This window comes from Bacillus coahuilensis m4-4 (assembly GCF_000171615.1).
Taxonomy (GTDB): Bacteria; Bacillota; Bacilli; order Bacillales; family Bacillaceae_K; genus Bacillus_T; species Bacillus_T coahuilensis.
Genome location: NZ_ABFU01000020.1, coordinates 1 through 18,796, shown reverse-complemented (window position 1 = coordinate 18,796; position 18,796 = coordinate 1). Strand labels below are relative to the sequence as shown.

Genomic DNA, 18,796 nt, shown 5'->3' with positions numbered 1-18,796 from the left:
CTCCTCCTATATCTCTAATACGAGTCCTTTATCTGCAAGCAGTACTGGACCTTTAAATAATTCTTCTGCTTCCTTTTTAAGTGTTTCATGTGAACCAAAATGAGGAAGATGAGTCAATACTAATTTTTTCACTTTACTCTCAAGTGCCAAAAAACCTGCTTCCCTACTTGTCATATGCCCTGCACTTTTTGCATCCATTCCAACATAAAAGTTTGATTCACATAGCAAGAGATCTGCATATTCCGCAAACGGGATAAAGGATGGTTGATAGGCAGAATCTGCCGTATATACGATCACTTTTCCTTTACACGTAACCTTCATCGCAAAGCAAGGTACACTATGCTCTGTACGTAAAAATTGAATAGAAAATGGTCCGATTGTGACAGACGAGTGAGCATCATACGGTCTTCCTTTTGTCACACCCTTATACGTCAAGCGTTGAAACTCTTGTTCGTTTTCATTATGACCAAAAATAGAGAGAGTTTCATTTCGATTGTTTAATTTGTTTCCTATAAGGTATGCGTGTTGTAGTACACCTACATCTGCTACATGGTCAGCATGATAGTGAGAAAGAATTAACCCGTCTAATTCTAAAGGATTTATGTATTCTTGCATGTGCGAAAGTGCACCACTCCCACAATCTAACAATATTGACGTATCATCACATTGTAATAAATAATCCGAGCTCGCTTCACCTTTAGCAGGATAGCCTCCCCAGTGGCCAATAACGGTCATTTTCACTTGTTTCCCTCCTAGCATGAGAGTATAAGCACTCCCTTTATTGTATAGTATGATGCTCATTTTTTCTATTTTTTTGCATTCTTTTTCATATTTTTATTGACGTTTTCTAAACTGTTATATTACAATATAAACAAGAAGATATTAGTTATATAACAAAAGGGATATTTTAAGGAGAGGTGATCACGATGCTTCCAAACATAGTAGAATTCTTTAAAAACTTGCCAAGTAAGAAATGTGAAACGTGCGGTGAGAATATTGAAGAACAGCATGAATGCTATGGAAATCACTGTGACAACTGTGCAAGTAATTATCCGTTGTAAGTAACTTTAGCCTTGTGATATGAGTATTTTCCCAATTCATTGTTGGATAGGCCTTTGCCTATCCTTTTTTTTCTTTCGAAAACCTCTGCTTTTACAAGGAGGTGTGAAAACTTTGTGTGTCAAAAATGGACCTATTTTTTCTCTTCCACCTATTTGAGTGGAGTGAACGTGTGTAGGACCACCGACTCCTTCTTTATTTTGAATCGAACGTGAGATTCACGCACACTACTAAAAACACGCCTTCAGTAGGCGTGTTTTTTAGTATTCACTATGATTACTATGGTCGTCACTTTTACTATGATCCATCTCTGAACTATCCATATCCTCCGTCGTTACCTCAGCATCACCTACGGCGATTGGTGATTTAGGCATAGTATGCATACCCTCTGCAGTGACATGAACTTGAACATAATAAACACCATCTTGGTCAAATGTTTTTTCCAGTGTATAGTGTCCGTCTTCTCCGACTGCTGCTTCAAGCATCTCACTTGAATCTTTCATGCCGTCCATCCAAATTTCATATTTTACTTCATCAGCGTCTTCAATTGAAGCATCTCCTTGTGTTACATGCGTGTCAATAGTAACCGCTTCTCCTACTTCTGCCTTTTCTGGTACAGATAAATCTGCTGCGATGGCTACAGGCTCCATATCCATATTTTCATGCTTGTCCCCATTCGACGTATCTTCCCCGCAAGCAGCTAATAATAATGCTGACATAGCAAAACCTAGTACAACTTTTTTCATATCATTTTCCTCCCAATCCAATAAAAACTATACTGTCATTTTACAAAACAATTGTGAAATATGTGTGAGATCTTTTTAGCAATTTATCCATCTTCCGTTACAATAAGAGGTAATCTAATTTCTACCGTAGTTCCTTCATTTACCTTACTAGTAATTATTAGCCTTCCATTATGTAACTCTACTAATTGTGATACGATCGCAAGGCCTAGCCCAGACCCGCCGTCACTTCTAGTTCTAGCTTTGTTAACACGGTAAAATCTTTCAGTTACAAACGGTAAATGTTCTTCTGGAATTCCTATACCTGTATCACTTACGGTTAAAACAGCTTCCTCTCTACTGAGTGAATCATCTAAGGTAATTTGAATTGTTCCTGAACCGTTCATGTATTGCAGGCTGTTACAAAGTAGATTATGAAGAATCTGATGAATTCTTCCTTCATCACCTTGTACAATGATATCCTCATTTAACTCTATTAATACGTCGATTCCATGTGATTCTGCAAAGCTCTTAAAAGAATCAACAGCTTGCCTAACCGTTTCTGCTAAGGCAATAGGTTCTAATTCTATATGGAAATTACCTGTTTCTAATTTCATCATGTCTAAAAGCTCATTGACCATTTTATCTAATCGAGAAGTTTCACGCGAATTAGTTGAAAGTATTGTGCACGCTCTATTTCTGTACCCAAATTCATTTGTAAGGCTTCATTGTATCCTTTTATATAGGTAATAGGTGTACGTAGTTCGTGTGATACGGTTGCTAAAAATTCTTTGTTTCTCTCATCCTCTTTTTCTAAGGACTCTGCCATTTTATTAAAGGTTTCAGCAAGCTCGCCTATTTCATCTCGAGAGCTTACATTTACTCGGCTTGTTAAATCACCTCTTGAAATATTTTTTGCTGCATCCTTCATTTCAAGAAGCGGGTTGATTACATAAGATACCCCTTTTGCACCGATAACACTAATGATCATAGAGAATAAGAAAATACAAAGCACCCACAGTAACGCATAGTTTTCCGTAAGCTCCTGAATATTCTCTAGGGGATAATATAAATATAGAATCCCTTCTAATCGATCTTCGTCTAATAAGGGAACCACCACGCTAACAAGATCACGTTTAAACCTCTCTTCGTACCCAACATCAATGACACTTTGTCCATCTAATAATTGAGCCCTTTCTTTTGAACCGATTAAGGCATTATAATCAATTTCAAAGGGCACACAGGCGCTCAGCTCTCTAGGATTTCGTACGGCAAAAATTTCAAAACGTGTTTTCTCATTTAAGTACTCCACATTCCACACAAATATATCACTAACATCTCCACCATCGTAATCAAGACTTACGTTTTCACCGTACTGAACGAGTTCTTCTTTTATACTATTCACATACAGTCGTTCATACAAAAAGCCGGTAAGGGTAAAGGACACCAAAATAGTTACAAGCAGCATTCCTAGTAGTAGGAGAAGAAGCTTTCCAGCAAGCTTCCTCATGTATCCCGCACCTCAAATCGGTACCCCACTCCCCAAACTGTTTGAATATACTCGTCAACAGGCTTTCCCATTTTCATCCGAAGAGTTTTAATATGAGTGTCTACGGTCCTTGTGCCTCCTATATACTCTCCACCCCATACACGATCAAGGAGCTGCTCCCTTGTAAAAACAAGCTGATCATTTTGGATTAATAGTAGCAATAGTTCATACTCTTTCAATGTTAGATTAACTGTTTTGCCGTTCACAACAACCTTACGTGATAATAGATCTACAGTTAGCAACCCTTTTTTTACTAATTCAGAAGAGACTGGGAGAGACTTCTTCCATCTTCGCAATACCGCTTCAATTCTAGCAAGTAATTCACCTGGAGAAAACGGCTTGACGATATAATCATCTGCTCCAAGCTTAAGTCCTTTTACCTTATCCCATTCTTCTCCCTTAGCAGAAAGAAAGATAACGGGCACATCGTACTCTGAACAAATTTCTTCACAAACCTGGAACCCATCCTTACCAGGCATCATAATATCAAGTAAAACTAAATCAATTTCATGGCGACGCATTTGTTCTAGCGCCGACTCACTATTTGAAGCGAAAACTGTTTCATATCCACCATTTTGTATATAAAGGCCTATAAGGTGCTGCATGTCCTCTTCATCATCAATAATAAGTAATCGATACATATCATCTACTCCCGTACAAACATTTCAAATGGACCTTCTCCTACATTCGATTCCTTTTCAACCGTCATCGATTCAGGGTCTATCCAATATACCTTACTACTATCATAACCAGCTACTACAATCATTTCTTTTGTTTTATTTATAGCAAAGGGGTTAGCACCTACTTCCACGGAGTAGAGTAATTCGTCTTCTTTATTATAATGATGAAGCTCGTTACTTCCATGACTGACAACGAAATATTCATCCTGTACCTCTGCTATCTGCACAGGCATAGTCCCTGCGTTAACTGTTTTTGATTGAGACAAATCCGTGAGTGAAAGTACCGTTAAGAAATTTTGAGTGTCTAGCCCGTATCCATGTCCTCCAATATATAACTTCTCATTAAAGACGAGCAAACCTGTTGAAGATTTTGGGATTACCACTGTCTCTTTAACCTGTTTCGACTGAATATCAATCACGGACAATTTTGTATCTTTATAATTTACTACATACACTCGCTCGTCATAAGCTAAAATAGATTGAGGATACAAACCAACGGAAATATCATTTTTCCATTTCCCATCTTTATCATAAATAGAGAGTTTATTTTCTTTGCTTTTTGAAAACCATAGTTCATTGGTTTGTTCTACATAAGCAACTCCAGCTGTCCCTATCCCTGTAGGGTATGAGTGTATGACTTCCCCTTTTGATAGAGAGAAAAGTGCCGCTTCATCTAGCTGATGTCCAAATAGCAATAATTCATCATCATTTAAAAGCAGACCTCCTGTATAGAGAGTATCAAAACTCCAGTCTGCTAGCAGCTCGCCCTGTTGATCTAAGAACGTAATGCTTTGCTCTTGAATATTTAATGTAGCCACAAAAGCAACGTCTTTGTCTATTTTAACTAATTGATGGGATTCACACCCTACCAATATGAAAAGTGTCAGTAGGCACAGTATTCGACTATACATCTTACATCCTCCGTATCACCTGTATAGTAAAAGAATACACTAAATTTGTGAAGTTTACGTGAAATACAGGTGTCAACAATGCTTATAAACAAAAAAAAGCGAATGTCTTTTAACTTAAGACATTCGCCAATTTATACTCTTTAGGTACTTTTATTCATACTCTTTCACCAATTCCTTCGTACTTCTCACCGTATCAATTGGTCGTACGTATCGTTCAATTTCTTCTCTTTTACCCTCTAAGAATGGAGGCAATGATAATTTTTCACCTAACGTCTCATATGGTTCATCTCCCATAAACCCAGGACCATCGGTAGCGAACTCAAATAAAATTCCATTTGCGACCCTTGCATATAACGATTCAAAAAAGAATCGGTCTACATGTCCTGAAGAGGGTAAACCGAATTGAGGAATGCGATCAATCCAATAATTAAGCGCTGAGCGGTCATCTACACGAAATGCTACATGATGAACAGTCCCATATCCTTGCTGAGAAAGAGGAAGCTCTGAATTATGCTCCACCACAATACGTGCTCCGTTTCCACCTTCCCCTACTTCAAATAAATGAAAATTCCCTTCCACCTTAACTTCCTTAAATAATAATACCTTTTCAAGTAGCTCTTTAAAATAATCAAACTCTCGAACTCGAATATGAACGGGGCCAAGACCTGTAATAGCATATTCTAGGGGAATAGGTCCATTTTGCCAAGGCGTACCCGACTTCACTCCAGTAGTATGTTCATCAGAAATTAGATGATACTGCTGTTCATCAAAATCGATAAAAGGAAGCACTTTTATCCCAAATTGTTCTTTGACTCCTTCATGTTTAATCTGGAGTCGGTCAAATCGCTTTACCCAATAGTATAAAGCTTCATCCGTTGGAACTCTAAATGATGTGATGGATATTTCATTTGTACCATGCTTTCCTTTTGTGATACCAGGAAAGTCAAAAAATGTCATGTCAGTACCAGCACTCCCTGTATCATCAGCAAAAAATAAGTGATACGTTTGAATATCATCTTGGTTGACTGTTTTCTTAACTAATCTCATTCCTAGAGTATAAGTAAAAAACTCATAATTCTTTTCCGCACTACTTGTAATAGCCGTAACATGATGTATACCTTTTAATCCATGCATCTTCGCTCACTCCTTCATTCTATATCGTAACCCACATTGTGAAAATATAATTATCTCGAATTCAAGATAATTATAATCAACACTTTTTCATCAGTCAATAAATTGACTTTATGAAGCAAAAATTCAACATCCTATTCCAAATATGGTACGATACAATAAGAATTGAAGACAAAGGAGACTATTCATTTGAGCGTACATAAAGCTATTACGGCACACAGCCAAAAACAAAATACGATTGTTACAACGTTTGCTCGATTAGAGGAACAGCGTGAACATGAAATCGAAAAAGTCGTAGATCTATGTAAAAGTGGGTTACCCTTTACGACAGATAGAATCAACCGTTTAACAAATGAAATCAATGAAGTAGCAAAAGAAGGACTCACTCCTAATCGAAAGCTTGTGACAGACGAAATGGTGAAAGAATACGTAGAACGTCTATCTAATAGGTAATGGCAAAAAGGCGCTGCTCCAATCGAGCAACGCCTTATTTTATGCAGCTTCTACTTGTTTATAATACATTTTACGATGTTTCATCATAAAATAGGCTAGAGTTAAAATCATTGGGATGATAATAAACCCTATTAAAACAGCTAAGTTCGACCACATGAAAGCAAAATTTCCTGTTGAGATTACAGCTTTAAAAGCGGCTACAGAATAGGTCATGGGTAATAGTGGATTAAATACTTGTAAAGCTTGTGGTATTAATTCTAACGGGAAAGTACCTGCACTGGTTGTTAATTGTAGAATCAAAATGATGATCGCAACAAATCTACCAGGATCGCCCAAAGTTGTCACCAATAACTGAATAATGGCTAAGTACGCTAAGCTTGTTAGTAAAGTGCTTAAGATAAAATATCCTAAACTTTGTACTTCAAGTCCTAATCCACTAGTTAATAAGATTCCAACGGCAATGAACGATTGTAATACACCCACTACTAACAGTATGAAGAACTTGCTACCGAACCATGAAAAAGCAGACGCCGGACGGATTGCCGGTTCTTTTAAAGGATAAACAATACTGATTAATAGGGCTCCAACGAACAAACCTAAGGATAAGAAGTATGGGGTAAAACCAGTTCCATAATTAGGAACCTCATTTACACCTTCATCATCAAGTAGAATGGGCTCACCCACCATGGAATAATTATCTTCATCAACCGTAATCTTTGCATCATATGCAGCATCTAGTAACCCTTCTTTAAATTCCGAAGAACCATTTGAAAGTTCGATCGTTCCATCAGCTAATTCTACAGAACCATCTTTTAGCTCAACTGCACCTGAAGATAATTCAGACGTTCCAGAAGCAAGCTCATTTGTTCCAACCGCCAAATCTTGGCCACCTGTATCCGCAGATCGTAAATTTTCACCAAACGTCATAATACCTTTTGTGAATTCAGACTGGCCGGCTGTTAGTTGATTGGCACCTGCTAACAATTGATTTGAACCACCTACCAATTGATTGGCACCTGACAGAGCTTCTTTTTGACCTGCCTCTAATAGCCCAACAGCTTGGTCCGTTTGAACTGCTCCAGTAGCCACTTGTTCTGATCCAGCTACAAGACTATTAACTGAAGCAGCATATAATTCTCTTTGTTCCTCAGGTAAGCTTGCAAGAAGTGGGGATAGAGCAGCTTGCAATTCTTTTAATCCTTCAGCCACTTGACTTGCGCCGTTCGTTAATTGAGCCGTTCCATTTTTGAGTTCAGCCGTATTACTAGAGATGGTACCAAGTCCTTCTTGAAGACCTTTAGACCCTTCATTTAACTGAGCAAGACCATCACGTAGTTCCGTACCCCCATCTTGTAAATCAGATGCACCCGACTCAATTTGTCCATACGCATTTGAAAGCTGATGTAGGCCACTGGATAATTCTTTCGCTCCAGAATTAAGATCTGATGCTCCCTTGTTCAGTTCTGATGCACCATCTTGTAAAGTAGAAACTCCATCTGATAAGTCTTTTGCACCATCTGAAATTTTAGAGGCACCATCTTCTAATTCTCTTGCTTTATCACCCGCTTCAGCAAAACCATCACCTAATTCTTCGATAGAATCAAACATCATCTCAGCATATGTTTCTGCTACTTTAGCTGTTAAACTCGATTTAATTTCCTTTACTCCAGATTCACCGATTTGTCCAGCTAAAAAGTTATACCCTTCATTCGGGACAAATACTAATTCTAATTTACTTGGGTCCGCGTCAAGTAACGTTGTAGCATGTTCACTGAAATCATTTGGAATTTCTACAAGCATATAATACTCTTGACGTTCTAACCCTTTTCTCCTTCTTCATCGTCAACAAAAATATAATGAAAATCCTGTGTATCTTTTAACTCTTTGACTAGTTCTTCTCCTACATCAAAGCTTTCCCCGTCTAATTCTGCTCCCTCATCATTATTAACAATGGCAACAGGTAGGTCACTGAGTCCTTCATATGGGTCCCAAAATGCCCAGAGGAACATTCCACTATACAAAATGGGGATGAATAACACAGCGATGACAGGAATTAATACTTTACGATTCATCAAGATATCTTTAAACTCTGCAAAAAGTAAAGATTTTTTCATCCACTTATCCCTCCGATTCTATTTGACCAAATTATTCATTTAGTCATTTTCTATTAAAAAAAGAAGCTACCTACAACGATAGTCCTTTTAATAGATACATTTCAAACAACTTAGCAATTTCATTTTCCGTTAATGGATCAGCGTATTTTTCCCAATCAAATATGAGTGCAATATACAATTTGAACATCACAAAAGCGGTTAGTTTTGGATTACAGTCTTCGATTTCACCACTTACAATTGCCGCAGAAACTTTATGTTCTATATAAGAAATTATGCTTCTTTCCATTTTATCGACAACTTGTTGTACAATGGGTGTGCCAATTTCACGTTCTTCTTGAAGAAGCTTTATCGTCAATTGATGTTCTTTTCTAAATTCTAATATTCGATAAAGAGCTGCATGGGCCTTTTCGTAAAATGAATGTTTACCCTGCATCGCTTCCTCCGCCATTCCTTTCATTTCTAAAATTAAAGAAGTAACAATTTCGATAAATAATTCGTCTTTATTTTATAAAAGGTATAAATTGTTCCTTTGCCCACATTGGCAAGCTTTGCAACTTGGTCCATGGTTGTTGCTTTATATCCATATTGCGCGAAAGATTTGGTTGCAGCTTCGACTACATGTTTTTTACGATCCATACGGAAACCCTCACTCTCTGACCAAATGACATATGTGGTCAATTAGTATATTTTGTACTTTAACAAAATTATAAACAAATGACAACCACTGATTTTAATGTAAACGAATTCAAATGAATTTTAACTCAAAAAAGAAGAAAAGACCAAATCACTATTGATTTGGTCAAGTATTAAATGGAATAAGTAACAGTAGTAGGAGTTTCTAAATACTCTAGTACACTTCTGACAGCTGCTTCACCTTGGTCAATACAGTCTGGTAATCCTAATCCTTCAAATGAGCTTCCTGCAAGGAAGACTCCTGGTAGTTTTAGCTCCATTTGCTCTTTTATGGCTTTGACTCTGTCTTTGTGACCAACAGTATATTGTGGCATGGAATTTTTCCAGCGACTCACGATCGTGAAGTCTGGTTTTGCATCAATTTCCATAATCTTATTCAAGTCATCCAGGACAATTTTCTCAATTTCTCCATCAGACAAATCGACCACCGCTTCTTCTCCAGCTCGCCCAACATAGCAGCGAATTAATACTTTTCCTTTAGGAGTTGTGTGTGGCCATTTTTTATGCGTCCATGTGCAAGCTGTAATAGTATAATCACTATTTCTTGATACCACAAATCCAGTTCCATCTATATCTTTTTTAATCGCATCTTCATTAAATGCCATGGCTACAGTTGCAACGGAAGTAGACGGCACATCCTTTAAAGGAGCAAACATCGGTTCATCCGGTAACATAGTTGGAATCACATGATGGGGTGTAGCTAATACTACACTATCCGCTTGCATAGCTTCTCCGTTATTCAAGCTTAGTTCATATCCAAGTTCGTGAAGGTGAATTTCTTCTACCTTCACTCCCTTCATAATTGAGCCTTCTTCTAAATGAGCTTCGATCGCATTAACGAATGACTGTAGTCCTGATGAGAACGTCAGGAAAATCCCTGGTCTTTTTTTGACCTTTAACACTTGGTTTTGGCGTCGTTTTTTTCATACCTAGAACTAAACTACGATGCTTTTGCTCAATTTCATAGAATTGTGGAAATGTAGACAATAAACTCATTTGGTCTATATCCCCGGCGTAAATTCCTGATAGTAATGGTTCTATTAAATTTTCTACGACTTCGTCCCCTAATCTTCTTCTAAAGAAATTTCCTAGTGGCTGATCTCCTTGTACATTTGACTTTGGAAGTATAAAGTCTCCTGCCGCACGAGCTTTTCCCATCCAAGAGAATAATCCAGTTGTTACAAATGGTCCTATTTGTGTAGGTATACCCATTACAGAGCCACCAGGTATCGGATGTAATTGATCTTGGACCAATACGAAGGATTGACCGGTTGAATTGCTTACTAGCTTGTCTGAAAGACCCACCTCTTTTGCTAATATGGAAGCGCTCTTCTTTCTAGCTAGGAATGAGTCTGGTCCTCTTTCAATAATAAATCCGTCCTGTTCAACTGTTTGGATCTTTCCTCCAAGCTTATGACTTGCTTCTATCAATGTAATATTAAGAGCAAGATTTTTCGCTTTCGCCTCTTTTTGCAAATAGTATGCTGCTGTTAATCCGGTTATACCCCCACCGATGATAACAACCTTTTTTGTATCCAACATGGATTATCGCCTTCTTCTTCTTAATTTTTCTGAAGGTGCTTTAAGACTACTGTCGCCAGTGCATCAATAAATTCTGGTTTATCATTTGGCATTTCAGGACGATAGTAATTTGCACCAATTTCATCCGTTACAACTTTACATTCATAATCATTGTCGTATAAAACTTCTAAGTGATCTGCTATAAATCCAACTGGAGTATAAATGAATGCTTTATACCCATGATCCTCGTATAAGTCACGTGTTAAATCTTGTACATCTGGTCCAATCCAAGGGTCAGGTGTGTTGCCTTCACTTTGCCAACCGACCGCATACGTTTTCACTCCAGCTGCTTCTGCGATTAAATCAGCCGTTTCTTGTAATTGATTCGGGTATGGATCCCCGTTTGCTAAAATTCTTTCGGGTAAGCTATGAGCAGATACAATTAGACATGAATTTTCTCGCTCTTGATCTTCCATACCGGCGTATGTTGACTTTAGCTGTGTTGCCCAGTACTCAATGAACTTCGGTTCATCATACCAGCTTTCAACGGAAGTAATTTCAGGACCGCCTAATTTTTCTGCTGTTTCTTTAGCTCGTCCATTATAAGATTTCACACTATACGTAGAAAAATGTGGGGCAAGAACAATGGATACCGCCTCTTTCAATCCGTCCTTGTGCATTTGTTCAACAGCATCTTCAACAAACGGTTCGATATGCTTCAACCCTAAATATGCTTTAAATTCTATTTCATTTTGAACTTCATTTAAACGCGCTTCAAGCTTCTCCATTTGAGATTGCGTGATACGGGCAAGTGGAGAAATACCTCCAATTGCTTCATAGCGTTCACGAAGGTCATTAAGAAGTTCTTCAGACGGTGCACGACCGTGTCTAATATGTGTATAGTAACGCTCTAAATCTTCTTCTTTATACGGTGTACCATATGCCATTACTAGTAAACCCATCTTCTTCTTCACAATTAACCACCTCAATTATCATGTTTTACAATCATTTATTTTGCCATGTTTAAGAGTATTAATCCAATTACAACTCTTCTAAAACAATAATAATTATAAAGTGCTGATTCGTTCACGACTATATTCATGAACAAACGTAGTTAATCTCTTCAACGTATCTGGATTGACAGATGGGAATACACCGTGTCCTAAATTAAAGATATATCCTGGTTGCTTAATACCTTGATCAATAATTTCTTTCGCTTTTTCTTGGATGACATCAAACGGAGCAAGTAATAAGGAAGGGTCTAGATTCCCCATCACTGTTTTGTGAATCCCTCTATTTCTAGCTTCATCTATTGATAATCTCCAATCAAGTCCTACTACATCTAACGGCAGATCATGCCATTCCATAGCGAGATGACTGGCCCCAACTCCAAACATGGTAACTGGAACTCCCTCTTTTTTAAGCTCTGTGAAAATTTTAGTCATAATGGGTTTAATAAACGTGCGATAATCTTGTACATTTAAAGCCCCTACCCATGAATCAAAAATTTGAAACGCTTTCGCCCCTGCGTTGATTTGCGCTTTTGCATACACGATTGTCATTTCTGCTAGCTTGTCCATAAGTGCAAACCAAGCTTCCTGTTCTGCATACATAAAAGCTTTTGTCTTATGATAATTTTTTGAAGGTCCACCCTCAATCATATAACTAGCAAGGGTAAACGGAGCTCCTGCAAAACCAATTAAAGGTACATTTAATTGCTCTGTTGTTAACAATTTAATCGTATCTAACACATAAGGGACATCTTCTTCAGGATGTATTTCCCTAACTTTTCTACATCTTGAAGTGAACGGATTGGATTATCAATCACTGGCCCGATACCAGATTTAATATCCACTTGTACACCAATTGCTGGTAGCGGACTCATAATATCTTTATAAAGAATCGCAGCATCAACGTTATATTGCTCCACAGGAAGTCTCGTTACATATGCCGCTAGTTCAGGTTGATGGGTAATTTCAAATAGGGAGTACTTCTCTTTTATCGCTCTATATTCAGGCTGTGACCTTCCGGCTTGCCTCATAAACCATACTGGTACAGTTTCTGTTCTTTCCCCTCTAGCTGCTCTTAAGTACGTATCATTAAACGTATTCACCTTTGTTCTTCCACCTTTCAAACATTCTGGTCTTATTTTACCTTACATTTGATAAAATACGTAGACCTATTCCCCGTCCTATTATAGCTTTTTTCACTATAGTAGTTTTCATTATAAAAGTATAGCATAGTAACCAATTGTTCATAAAATTGTCTTTTTTCCTAGCACATTCATGATTCCTTGTTACGTGAACTATATTTTAGGGAATTGGTATACTGTAGATATCTTAAATTGAAAGCTGGTGGTGGAATGAAGATTTATATGACAAGTGGTACATATGAATACTTGCAGACGAAAAGAAATGCTGTTGGATCTGAAACGACTATTTTGATGCAAAATGAAAACACTTCTCTACTATTACATGAAACTATAGGGGACACTTTTTTCAATGAACCAAGAAGTTATGAAGTAATAGATGCATCAGGGGCGCTAAGGGAAAATGGATTTGTTGTCATGAATAATATACCAGTAACAGATGAAGGGAGACCCGTTTTGAAGACCGATTTAAGAGCCGGGCACGAGCAATAGAAAGTGTTCCTGGATTTATCGCCATTCGTGTATTAAGACCCTTAAACAGTGATACCTATATCATTCTTACCCAATGGGATGATATTGAAGCCTTCAAAAATTGGCAAAGCTCTCAAGCTTATAACAAGGCTCATGAAAAAGAGGAACAGGCGAAGGAATAGATCAAAAGCATCCGTCCATTTTTACACGCCCATCCTTTGTTACAACCTATACTATTCCAACAGAAGAAGAGTGAGCTTAATGCTCACTCTTCTTAACCTTTTCAAAATATTTCTCTTTTTCTTCTTTTACATATTTGGTTAATAACATAATTCCTATAATATTTGGTATGACAATAATCGCTAGCATAATATCTAGAAGTTCCCACACAAATTTAAGACCTCCAATTGCTCCGACTATAATGGCAACTAAATAAATAAACCTCATAACATATTTAACCCTACGTCCAAATAATTGCTCTCCTTGACTTTCACCGTAATAAATGATGACTCCTACTGTTGCCAGGACAAAAAATAACAACAAAACAGCCATAACCACACCACTAAACGTTTCATTAAACACGGTTTTGAATGCAAAACTAACCATGGAAGCTGCATTACTTGGTTCAATTTCTTTCCATACACCTGTAATAATAACGGTTATTCCAGTAAGTGAGCATATTAGTAGCGTGTCAATGAAGACAGCTATTATTCCCCAAAAAGACTGTTTCACAGGCTCGTCTGTGTCAGCTGAAGCATAAGCAATCGCTGATGTCCCCATCCCAGCTTCACTTGTATAGAGTCCTCTTGCTAAGCCCCACCTCATGGTTTGGACAACAGCAGCCCCTGCAAACGTTCCTACCGCTGCTGATTGTGTAAAAGCTGATGTAAAAATTAAGGCAAACACCGATGGTAATTGTTCACTATTCATTACAATGACAGTTAGAGTTAATCCAATATATAAGATAACGAAAATCGGCAGGAGAACAGCACTGATTTTACCTATTCGTTTAATACCGCCAAAAACAATGAGACAGGTGATGGCTGATAAAATTAGTCCAATGATCCATGGTGAAAAGTTATATTCCGTCTTTAACGGCTCAGCAACTGAATTTGCCTGGACCATAACACTTGGAATCACTTCAAGCATTAATCCAAATGAGTAGATCCAGCCGATTTTCTTCCAACCAAGTCCCTGTGATAAATAATATCGTGGACCCCCAATCCACTCATTCCGGTCATTTTTTGTTCGATATTTTATACCAAGAACAAGTTCAGCAAAGAGAGTAGACATCCCAATGAATGCAACCACCCACATCCAAAACAATGCACCTGGACCTCCAAATGCAATCGCAACTGGAACTCCAACTATATTTGTTGCTCCAGCAGTAGCAGATAGGGCTGATGTAAACGCAGCAAACGGACTAACTTCACCATTTTTACTATTCGTTTTCTTAAAAATACTACCTAAAGTATTCTTAGCAATGTGTCCAATATGGACAAATGGGACCCACCTAAGTTGAAACGATATGTAGATACCAATAGAAAGGAATAAACTAATCATGGGAAATCCCCAGATGAAATCTGACACAATTGACACATTATTCATAAACGTATCCAAATCCCTCACCCTCCTTCCTATATGATGTGAAGAAAGAGGGTAAAACTATACGCTTTTTAAATAAAGGCTACGAATAGACGCCTAGCAAAATCCACTGCATAAACAATTAATAAAATTCCTGCACCAATTGTGATCCATTTTAGCCAGGAGCTCTTAAGCATCTGTTTAGAAAAATAGATGGTGAAGGCCAAATTAAGATTCCATAGAAAAATACCAACCAGTATTGACAGGCTACAAGCAAAAATAAATAAAGTAGAATGTCCACTGGAAATTTGGTGTAGAGAAGATCCATAAATTCCAAACCAGAATACAATATTAATAGGATTAAAAGCAGCTATCATAAAACCTGAGAGAAATGAACGATTATCTATTTCTTCTCTATCATCAATTCCTATAGCTTTGTTTTTAAGTCCGGTTACTATGCTAGATACTCCAAGATAAGATAAAAGGACAAAACCTAACGCATATAACAGAACTTGAACTAATTTAATCTGAAGCAATGGAGCTATCCCTAGGAAAATGAGAATGAGAAACACTAAATCTGCGGTCATTCCCCCTAATCCCACAAACCATGATGAATAAAATCCTTGATGAATCCCTCTCCGGATCATTTCAATATTAATCGGTCCTACTGGTGCAGCTAATGAAACACCTAAAACAATATATTTTATACATAATAATAATTCTTCCATCTCTCTCCCCCACTTATACCTTGTCCTTTTATTGTATGAGAAGGGGTAAAGCAGTCATGACAGCCGAGTAACGATTTACAAAAAACCGCTCTATTTCGACGTATTTCCAGGGAAATATACATTTACTTCCACAGGACACTTATTTTACAAATCATACTATGATAAACTATGATTATATTGATTACTGCACCATCTATTCTTTGGAGGAAGATTAAGTGTACTCATCCATCATTGCACCGTTACTTATTAACTACATGATTATTTTTTCATTGACTATAAATACAAATTTTATTAAACCTTATAAAATGCCTCATTTTAAAGAAAATAAAAATATAGTAATCTACAGTGTTCTTTTTGCATTCACTGGAATTTTATGTATGTATACGCCAATTAAGACTTTAGGCGAAACAAATTTTGATTTTCGAATGATCTTAATTCTCATTTCTACGCTTTATTTAGGGTCGTTTGGAGGTTTAATTACAACCATTATTATTTCAATAGGTCGATTCATCATCGGAGGCAAATTTGTTTTAATCGGAATCATAGTAAACCTCATTGCGTTTCTTATCGGGATTGTTTTTAGAAAATCATTTATTCAACAGACAGGTCGCACCAAATATAGCATTGTAGTGTTTCTTCCTTACTTTGTTTTATCTACCTTTGTTCTACGGGTTAATATCAATTTTTTAGAAGATCTATTTTATTTAGTGTATAATACTCTTTTCCTATTAACCTTTATGGCACTAGTCTATTTATTAGAAAGATTAATTCAAACAAACAACACAGTAGACCAAGCAGCGTATTATGAGCATCTACAAACGATAGGACAAATGGCAGCAGCATTTGCGCATGAAATTCGTAACCCACTTACTACGGTAAGAGGATTTATTCAATATTTAAGTGCGGATAATAACCACAATAAATTAAATGAATTCTCTCCGATCATTCTAGAAGAACTAGATCGAACAAATAGAATTATTACCGATTATTTAACCTTAGCAAAACCAGGGGCATTAAAAAAAGAATCCTTCGAAATTCAAAAAGTGATTAATGAAATGAGTGACTTACTTTCCCCTATTGCTAATTTACGTGGAATCACGATTCAAAATCATGTAAAAGGCAGTGATTTTATTGATGGGGATGTTTCCTATCTGAAACAATGTCTCATGAATGTATTAAATAATTCAATGGAAGCCATCGAAGATCATGGGAAAATACTGATCAAAACAAGTAAAGACCCTACAAATAAGGTGTTAACTCTTTCAATCTATGATAACGGTATCGGAATGACTAAAGAAGAACTCCAAAAAAATTGGTTTACCATTTTATACAACAAAGTCAAAAGGTACAGGCATCGGTACGATGGTTGTTCATAAATTGATTAAGGAAATGGACGGAACGATTGAATTTATTAGTGAAAAAGGAAAGTGGACGGAGGTATTAATCCGGTTACCCCTTACTCAAGCACCCCCATCTATTCGTAATGATTGAACCCTCTTTTAAGTAGGTTTTTTATTATAAACATGGTATACTTATTAAAATTTTCAGAATAAAAGAGGGCGTTGTGATGGATATTCTTGCTTTACTTGAATCATATGAATTTGAGATGAAGGACATTAGGCGTTACCTTCATCAGCATCCAGAGTTATCCTATCAAGAAAAAGAAACTTCACGATTTATTACGGCATACTATGATAAGTTAGGTGTATCTTACAAAAAAATATTGGAGGGTATGGTGTTGTCGCAACCATACGTGGAAAGCTACCTGGTAAAACCATTGCAATCCGAGCAGATTTTGACGCCCTTCCAATTCAAGATGCTAAAGACGTACCGTACAAATCCAAAAGAGATGGAGTTATGCACGCTTGTGGTCATGATGGACATACCGCCATCCTCCTTGTCATCGGAAAAGTATTACATGAATGCAAGGATAACCTTTATGGCCAATACAAACTCATTCACCAACCGGCTGAAGAAGTTCCACCAGGTGGAGCCATTCAGATGATTCATGACGGGTGTTTAGAAGGAGTAGATGCGATATTCGGTACTCATCTTTGGGCAACATCTCCTGTTGGAACAGTAAGTACACGAACAGGGCCACTTATGGCTAAGCCTGATAATTTCACCATCACATTCAAAGGACGAGGTGGTCATGCTGCTCAGCCACATCGTACCCAGGATAGCTTACTGGCCGCTAGCTCTTTTATTGTTCAAGCTCAGTCCATAGTAAGTAGAAAAGTAGATCCTCTTCATCCAAGCGTATTAAGCATTACTAATTTTGATGCCCCTCATGCTTTAAATGTTATAGGAGACAGATGTACAATTGGCGGTACAGTGAGAACCTTTCAGCAGGATGTTCAAGACATCATTGTCAATGAGATGAAACAATTGATAGAAGGAATTAAGCTATTTCACGGTGTAGATGTAGAATTTGTCTATCACGAAGGTTATCCAGCCGTTGTTAATCACGAGGAGGAAACCCATTATTTAATGAAAGTGCAGAAGAAATACTTACTTCACAGCACGTTACCCAAGCATCAATGGAAATGGGGGGAGAGGATTTTTCCTATTACCTTCAACATGTTAAAGGCTGCTTTTTCTTCACAGGTGCACTCCAATCAGGAAAAACTCCGATACCTCATCATCATCCACTGTTTGACCTAGATGAAGACGCCTTACTAGTTGCGGCTAAAGTTTTAACAAAGACAGCTACGGAATATAGTAGAGAAAAAGCAACAGAATAACTCTCATACAAAAAACGGAATGCCCCTTTTGGGAACACTCCGTTTTTTATTTCATTATTTTTTTAAGTCTTAAAGGTGCATACACCTGAGCAAATAGTATACTGAACATGATATTTAAAGCTCCCATTAGTAAACCAGTCGAATAGTCGCCCAGTATAATTAAGAGGAAGGAAAAAACAATACTTTGAAAAAATAAAAATAAACTGTACTAGCCTTACGAAAGACGGTATCATCTTTTGCTTTGGAAAAGGGTAGATTAGATTCCATATCATCCATTTATTTTTCTG

Annotated in this window: 16 protein-coding genes and 5 pseudogenes; 6 read left to right on the top strand and 15 right to left on the bottom strand. The window is 37.3% G+C overall.

The genetic code is table 11. The features are described from left to right. Positions 1-6 precede the first annotated feature (6 nt). A complete protein-coding gene (locus M44_RS04925; RefSeq protein WP_029326736.1) occupies positions 7-741 on the bottom strand; it encodes an MBL fold metallo-hydrolase in 735 nt (244 codons plus the stop codon). 185 nt (positions 742-926) lie between these two features. Here M44_RS04925 and yhfH point away from each other — a divergent pair, with 185 nt between their 5' ends. Beyond that, positions 927-1,061 carry a protein YhfH gene (yhfH, locus tag M44_RS25930; protein WP_081447413.1) on the top strand — a complete coding sequence of 45 codons (135 nt, stop codon included), beginning with the start codon at positions 927-929 and terminating at the stop codon, positions 1,059-1,061. Positions 1,062-1,319: 258 nt separating this feature from the next. Here yhfH and M44_RS20420 read toward each other — a convergent pair whose 3' ends face one another. The 6 genes from M44_RS20420 to M44_RS04900 all read right to left on the bottom strand — a co-directional run bounded on the left by M44_RS20420 (position 1,320) and on the right by M44_RS04900 (position 6,055). Then, complete coding sequence (locus M44_RS20420) at positions 1,320-1,805, bottom strand: FixH family protein (protein WP_010171424.1); 486 nt, start codon at positions 1,803-1,805, stop codon at positions 1,320-1,322. A gap of 83 nt (positions 1,806-1,888) precedes the next feature. Then, complete coding sequence (locus M44_RS24765) at positions 1,889-2,401, bottom strand: sensor histidine kinase (protein ID WP_050770908.1); 513 nt, start codon at positions 2,399-2,401, stop codon at positions 1,889-1,891. Positions 2,402-2,427: 26 nt separating this feature from the next. Beyond that, complete coding sequence (locus M44_RS24760) at positions 2,428-3,291, bottom strand: HAMP domain-containing protein (RefSeq protein ID WP_050770905.1); 864 nt, start codon at positions 3,289-3,291, stop codon at positions 2,428-2,430. Next, on the bottom strand, positions 3,288-3,971 hold the full coding sequence (locus M44_RS04910; RefSeq protein WP_010171421.1) for a response regulator transcription factor: 684 nt from the start codon (positions 3,969-3,971) through the stop codon (positions 3,288-3,290). Before M44_RS04910 ends, M44_RS24760 begins: the two co-directional genes overlap by 4 nt. A gap of 5 nt (positions 3,972-3,976) precedes the next feature. Next, positions 3,977-4,921, bottom strand: a complete 945-nt coding sequence (locus M44_RS04905; protein ID WP_029326735.1) for a YncE family protein — start codon at positions 4,919-4,921, stop codon at positions 3,977-3,979. 150 nt (positions 4,922-5,071) lie between these two features. Continuing rightward, on the bottom strand, positions 5,072-6,055 hold the full coding sequence (locus M44_RS04900) for a ring-cleaving dioxygenase (protein ID WP_010171418.1): 984 nt from the start codon (positions 6,053-6,055) through the stop codon (positions 5,072-5,074). Positions 6,056-6,241: 186 nt separating this feature from the next. On the opposite strand from M44_RS04900, the gene M44_RS04895 reads away from it, so the two are divergent. Continuing rightward, positions 6,242-6,505: a YpbS family protein gene (locus tag M44_RS04895; RefSeq protein WP_010171416.1), complete on the top strand. Its 264-nt coding sequence runs from the start codon at positions 6,242-6,244 to the stop codon at positions 6,503-6,505. A gap of 39 nt (positions 6,506-6,544) precedes the next feature. On the opposite strand, the gene M44_RS20410 is transcribed toward M44_RS04895, so the two are convergent. The 6 genes and pseudogenes from M44_RS20410 to hemE all read right to left on the bottom strand — a co-directional run bounded on the left by M44_RS20410 (position 6,545) and on the right by hemE (position 12,946). Next, positions 6,545-8,305 (bottom strand): YhgE/Pip domain-containing protein, encoded by a 1,761-nt coding sequence (locus M44_RS20410; RefSeq protein WP_050770903.1) that lies wholly within the window; start codon positions 8,303-8,305, stop codon positions 6,545-6,547. Positions 8,306-8,322: 17 nt separating this feature from the next. Beyond that, positions 8,323-8,619, bottom strand: coding sequence for a YhgE/Pip domain-containing protein (locus M44_RS27830; protein ID WP_050770900.1), 297 nt, complete (start codon positions 8,617-8,619; stop codon positions 8,323-8,325). 70 nt (positions 8,620-8,689) lie between these two features. Next, a pseudogene (locus tag M44_RS25925) lies at positions 8,690-9,255 on the bottom strand (TetR/AcrR family transcriptional regulator). Positions 9,256-9,425: 170 nt separating this feature from the next. Beyond that, positions 9,426-10,854: pseudogene (gene hemY / locus M44_RS20405) on the bottom strand (protoporphyrinogen oxidase). Positions 10,855-10,874: 20 nt separating this feature from the next. Beyond that, a complete protein-coding gene (hemH, locus tag M44_RS04870; protein ID WP_029326734.1) occupies positions 10,875-11,810 on the bottom strand; it encodes a ferrochelatase in 936 nt (311 codons plus the stop codon). A gap of 90 nt (positions 11,811-11,900) precedes the next feature. Continuing rightward, positions 11,901-12,946, bottom strand: a pseudogene (gene hemE, locus M44_RS20400) (uroporphyrinogen decarboxylase). Between the two features lie 249 nt (positions 12,947-13,195). Here hemE and M44_RS20395 point away from each other — a divergent pair. Further along, positions 13,196-13,709: pseudogene (locus tag M44_RS20395) on the top strand (antibiotic biosynthesis monooxygenase family protein). Positions 13,710-13,711: 2 nt separating this feature from the next. Here M44_RS20395 and M44_RS04855 read toward each other — a convergent pair. Together M44_RS04855 and M44_RS04850 are read right to left on the bottom strand one after the other, a co-directional pair. Continuing rightward, positions 13,712-15,082, bottom strand: coding sequence for an alanine/glycine:cation symporter family protein (locus M44_RS04855; protein ID WP_420167093.1), 1,371 nt, complete (start codon positions 15,080-15,082; stop codon positions 13,712-13,714). Between the two features lie 47 nt (positions 15,083-15,129). Continuing rightward, on the bottom strand, positions 15,130-15,765 hold the full coding sequence (locus M44_RS04850) for a LysE family translocator (RefSeq protein WP_010171404.1): 636 nt from the start codon (positions 15,763-15,765) through the stop codon (positions 15,130-15,132). 215 nt (positions 15,766-15,980) lie between these two features. On the opposite strand from M44_RS04850, the gene M44_RS20390 reads away from it, so the two are divergent. The 3 genes and pseudogenes from M44_RS20390 to M44_RS20385 all read left to right on the top strand — a co-directional run bounded on the left by M44_RS20390 (position 15,981) and on the right by M44_RS20385 (position 18,509). Next, on the top strand, positions 15,981-17,141 hold the full coding sequence (locus M44_RS20390) for a histidine kinase dimerization/phospho-acceptor domain-containing protein (protein ID WP_010171401.1): 1,161 nt from the start codon (positions 15,981-15,983) through the stop codon (positions 17,139-17,141). After that, positions 17,128-17,256, top strand: coding sequence for a hypothetical protein (locus tag M44_RS25920; protein WP_010171400.1), 129 nt, complete (start codon positions 17,128-17,130; stop codon positions 17,254-17,256). Before M44_RS20390 ends, M44_RS25920 begins: the two co-directional genes overlap by 14 nt. 216 nt (positions 17,257-17,472) lie before the next feature. Next, positions 17,473-18,509: pseudogene (locus M44_RS20385) on the top strand (amidohydrolase). The last annotated feature ends 287 nt before the right edge of the window (positions 18,510-18,796 follow it).

What these genes read in the sequence shown, in the direction of transcription:
- M44_RS24760 (WP_050770905.1), bottom strand. Translation starts at nt 3,291, where the DNA reads ATGAGGAAGCTTGCTGGAAAGCTTCTTCTCCTACTACTAGGAATGCTG.
- M44_RS27830 (WP_050770900.1), bottom strand. Translation starts at nt 8,619, where the DNA reads ATGAAAAAATCTTTACTTTTTGCAGAGTTTAAAGATATCTTGATGAAT.
- M44_RS20420 (WP_010171424.1), bottom strand. Translation starts at nt 1,805, where the DNA reads ATGAAAAAAGTTGTACTAGGTTTTGCTATGTCAGCATTATTATTAGCT.
- M44_RS24765 (WP_050770908.1), bottom strand. Translation starts at nt 2,401, where the DNA reads ATGATGAAATTAGAAACAGGTAATTTCCATATAGAATTAGAACCTATT.
- yhfH (WP_081447413.1), top strand. Translation starts at nt 927, where the DNA reads ATGCTTCCAAACATAGTAGAATTCTTTAAAAACTTGCCAAGTAAGAAA.
- M44_RS04905 (WP_029326735.1), bottom strand. Translation starts at nt 4,921, where the DNA reads ATGTATAGTCGAATACTGTGCCTACTGACACTTTTCATATTGGTAGGG.
- M44_RS04910 (WP_010171421.1), bottom strand. Translation starts at nt 3,971, where the DNA reads ATGTATCGATTACTTATTATTGATGATGAAGAGGACATGCAGCACCTT.
- M44_RS04850 (WP_010171404.1), bottom strand. Translation starts at nt 15,765, where the DNA reads ATGGAAGAATTATTATTATGTATAAAATATATTGTTTTAGGTGTTTCA.
- M44_RS25920 (WP_010171400.1), top strand. Translation starts at nt 17,128, where the DNA reads ATGGTTGTTCATAAATTGATTAAGGAAATGGACGGAACGATTGAATTT.
- M44_RS20410 (WP_050770903.1), bottom strand. Translation starts at nt 8,305, where the DNA reads ATGCTTGTAGAAATTCCAAATGATTTCAGTGAACATGCTACAACGTTA.
- M44_RS04900 (WP_010171418.1), bottom strand. Translation starts at nt 6,055, where the DNA reads ATGCATGGATTAAAAGGTATACATCATGTTACGGCTATTACAAGTAGT.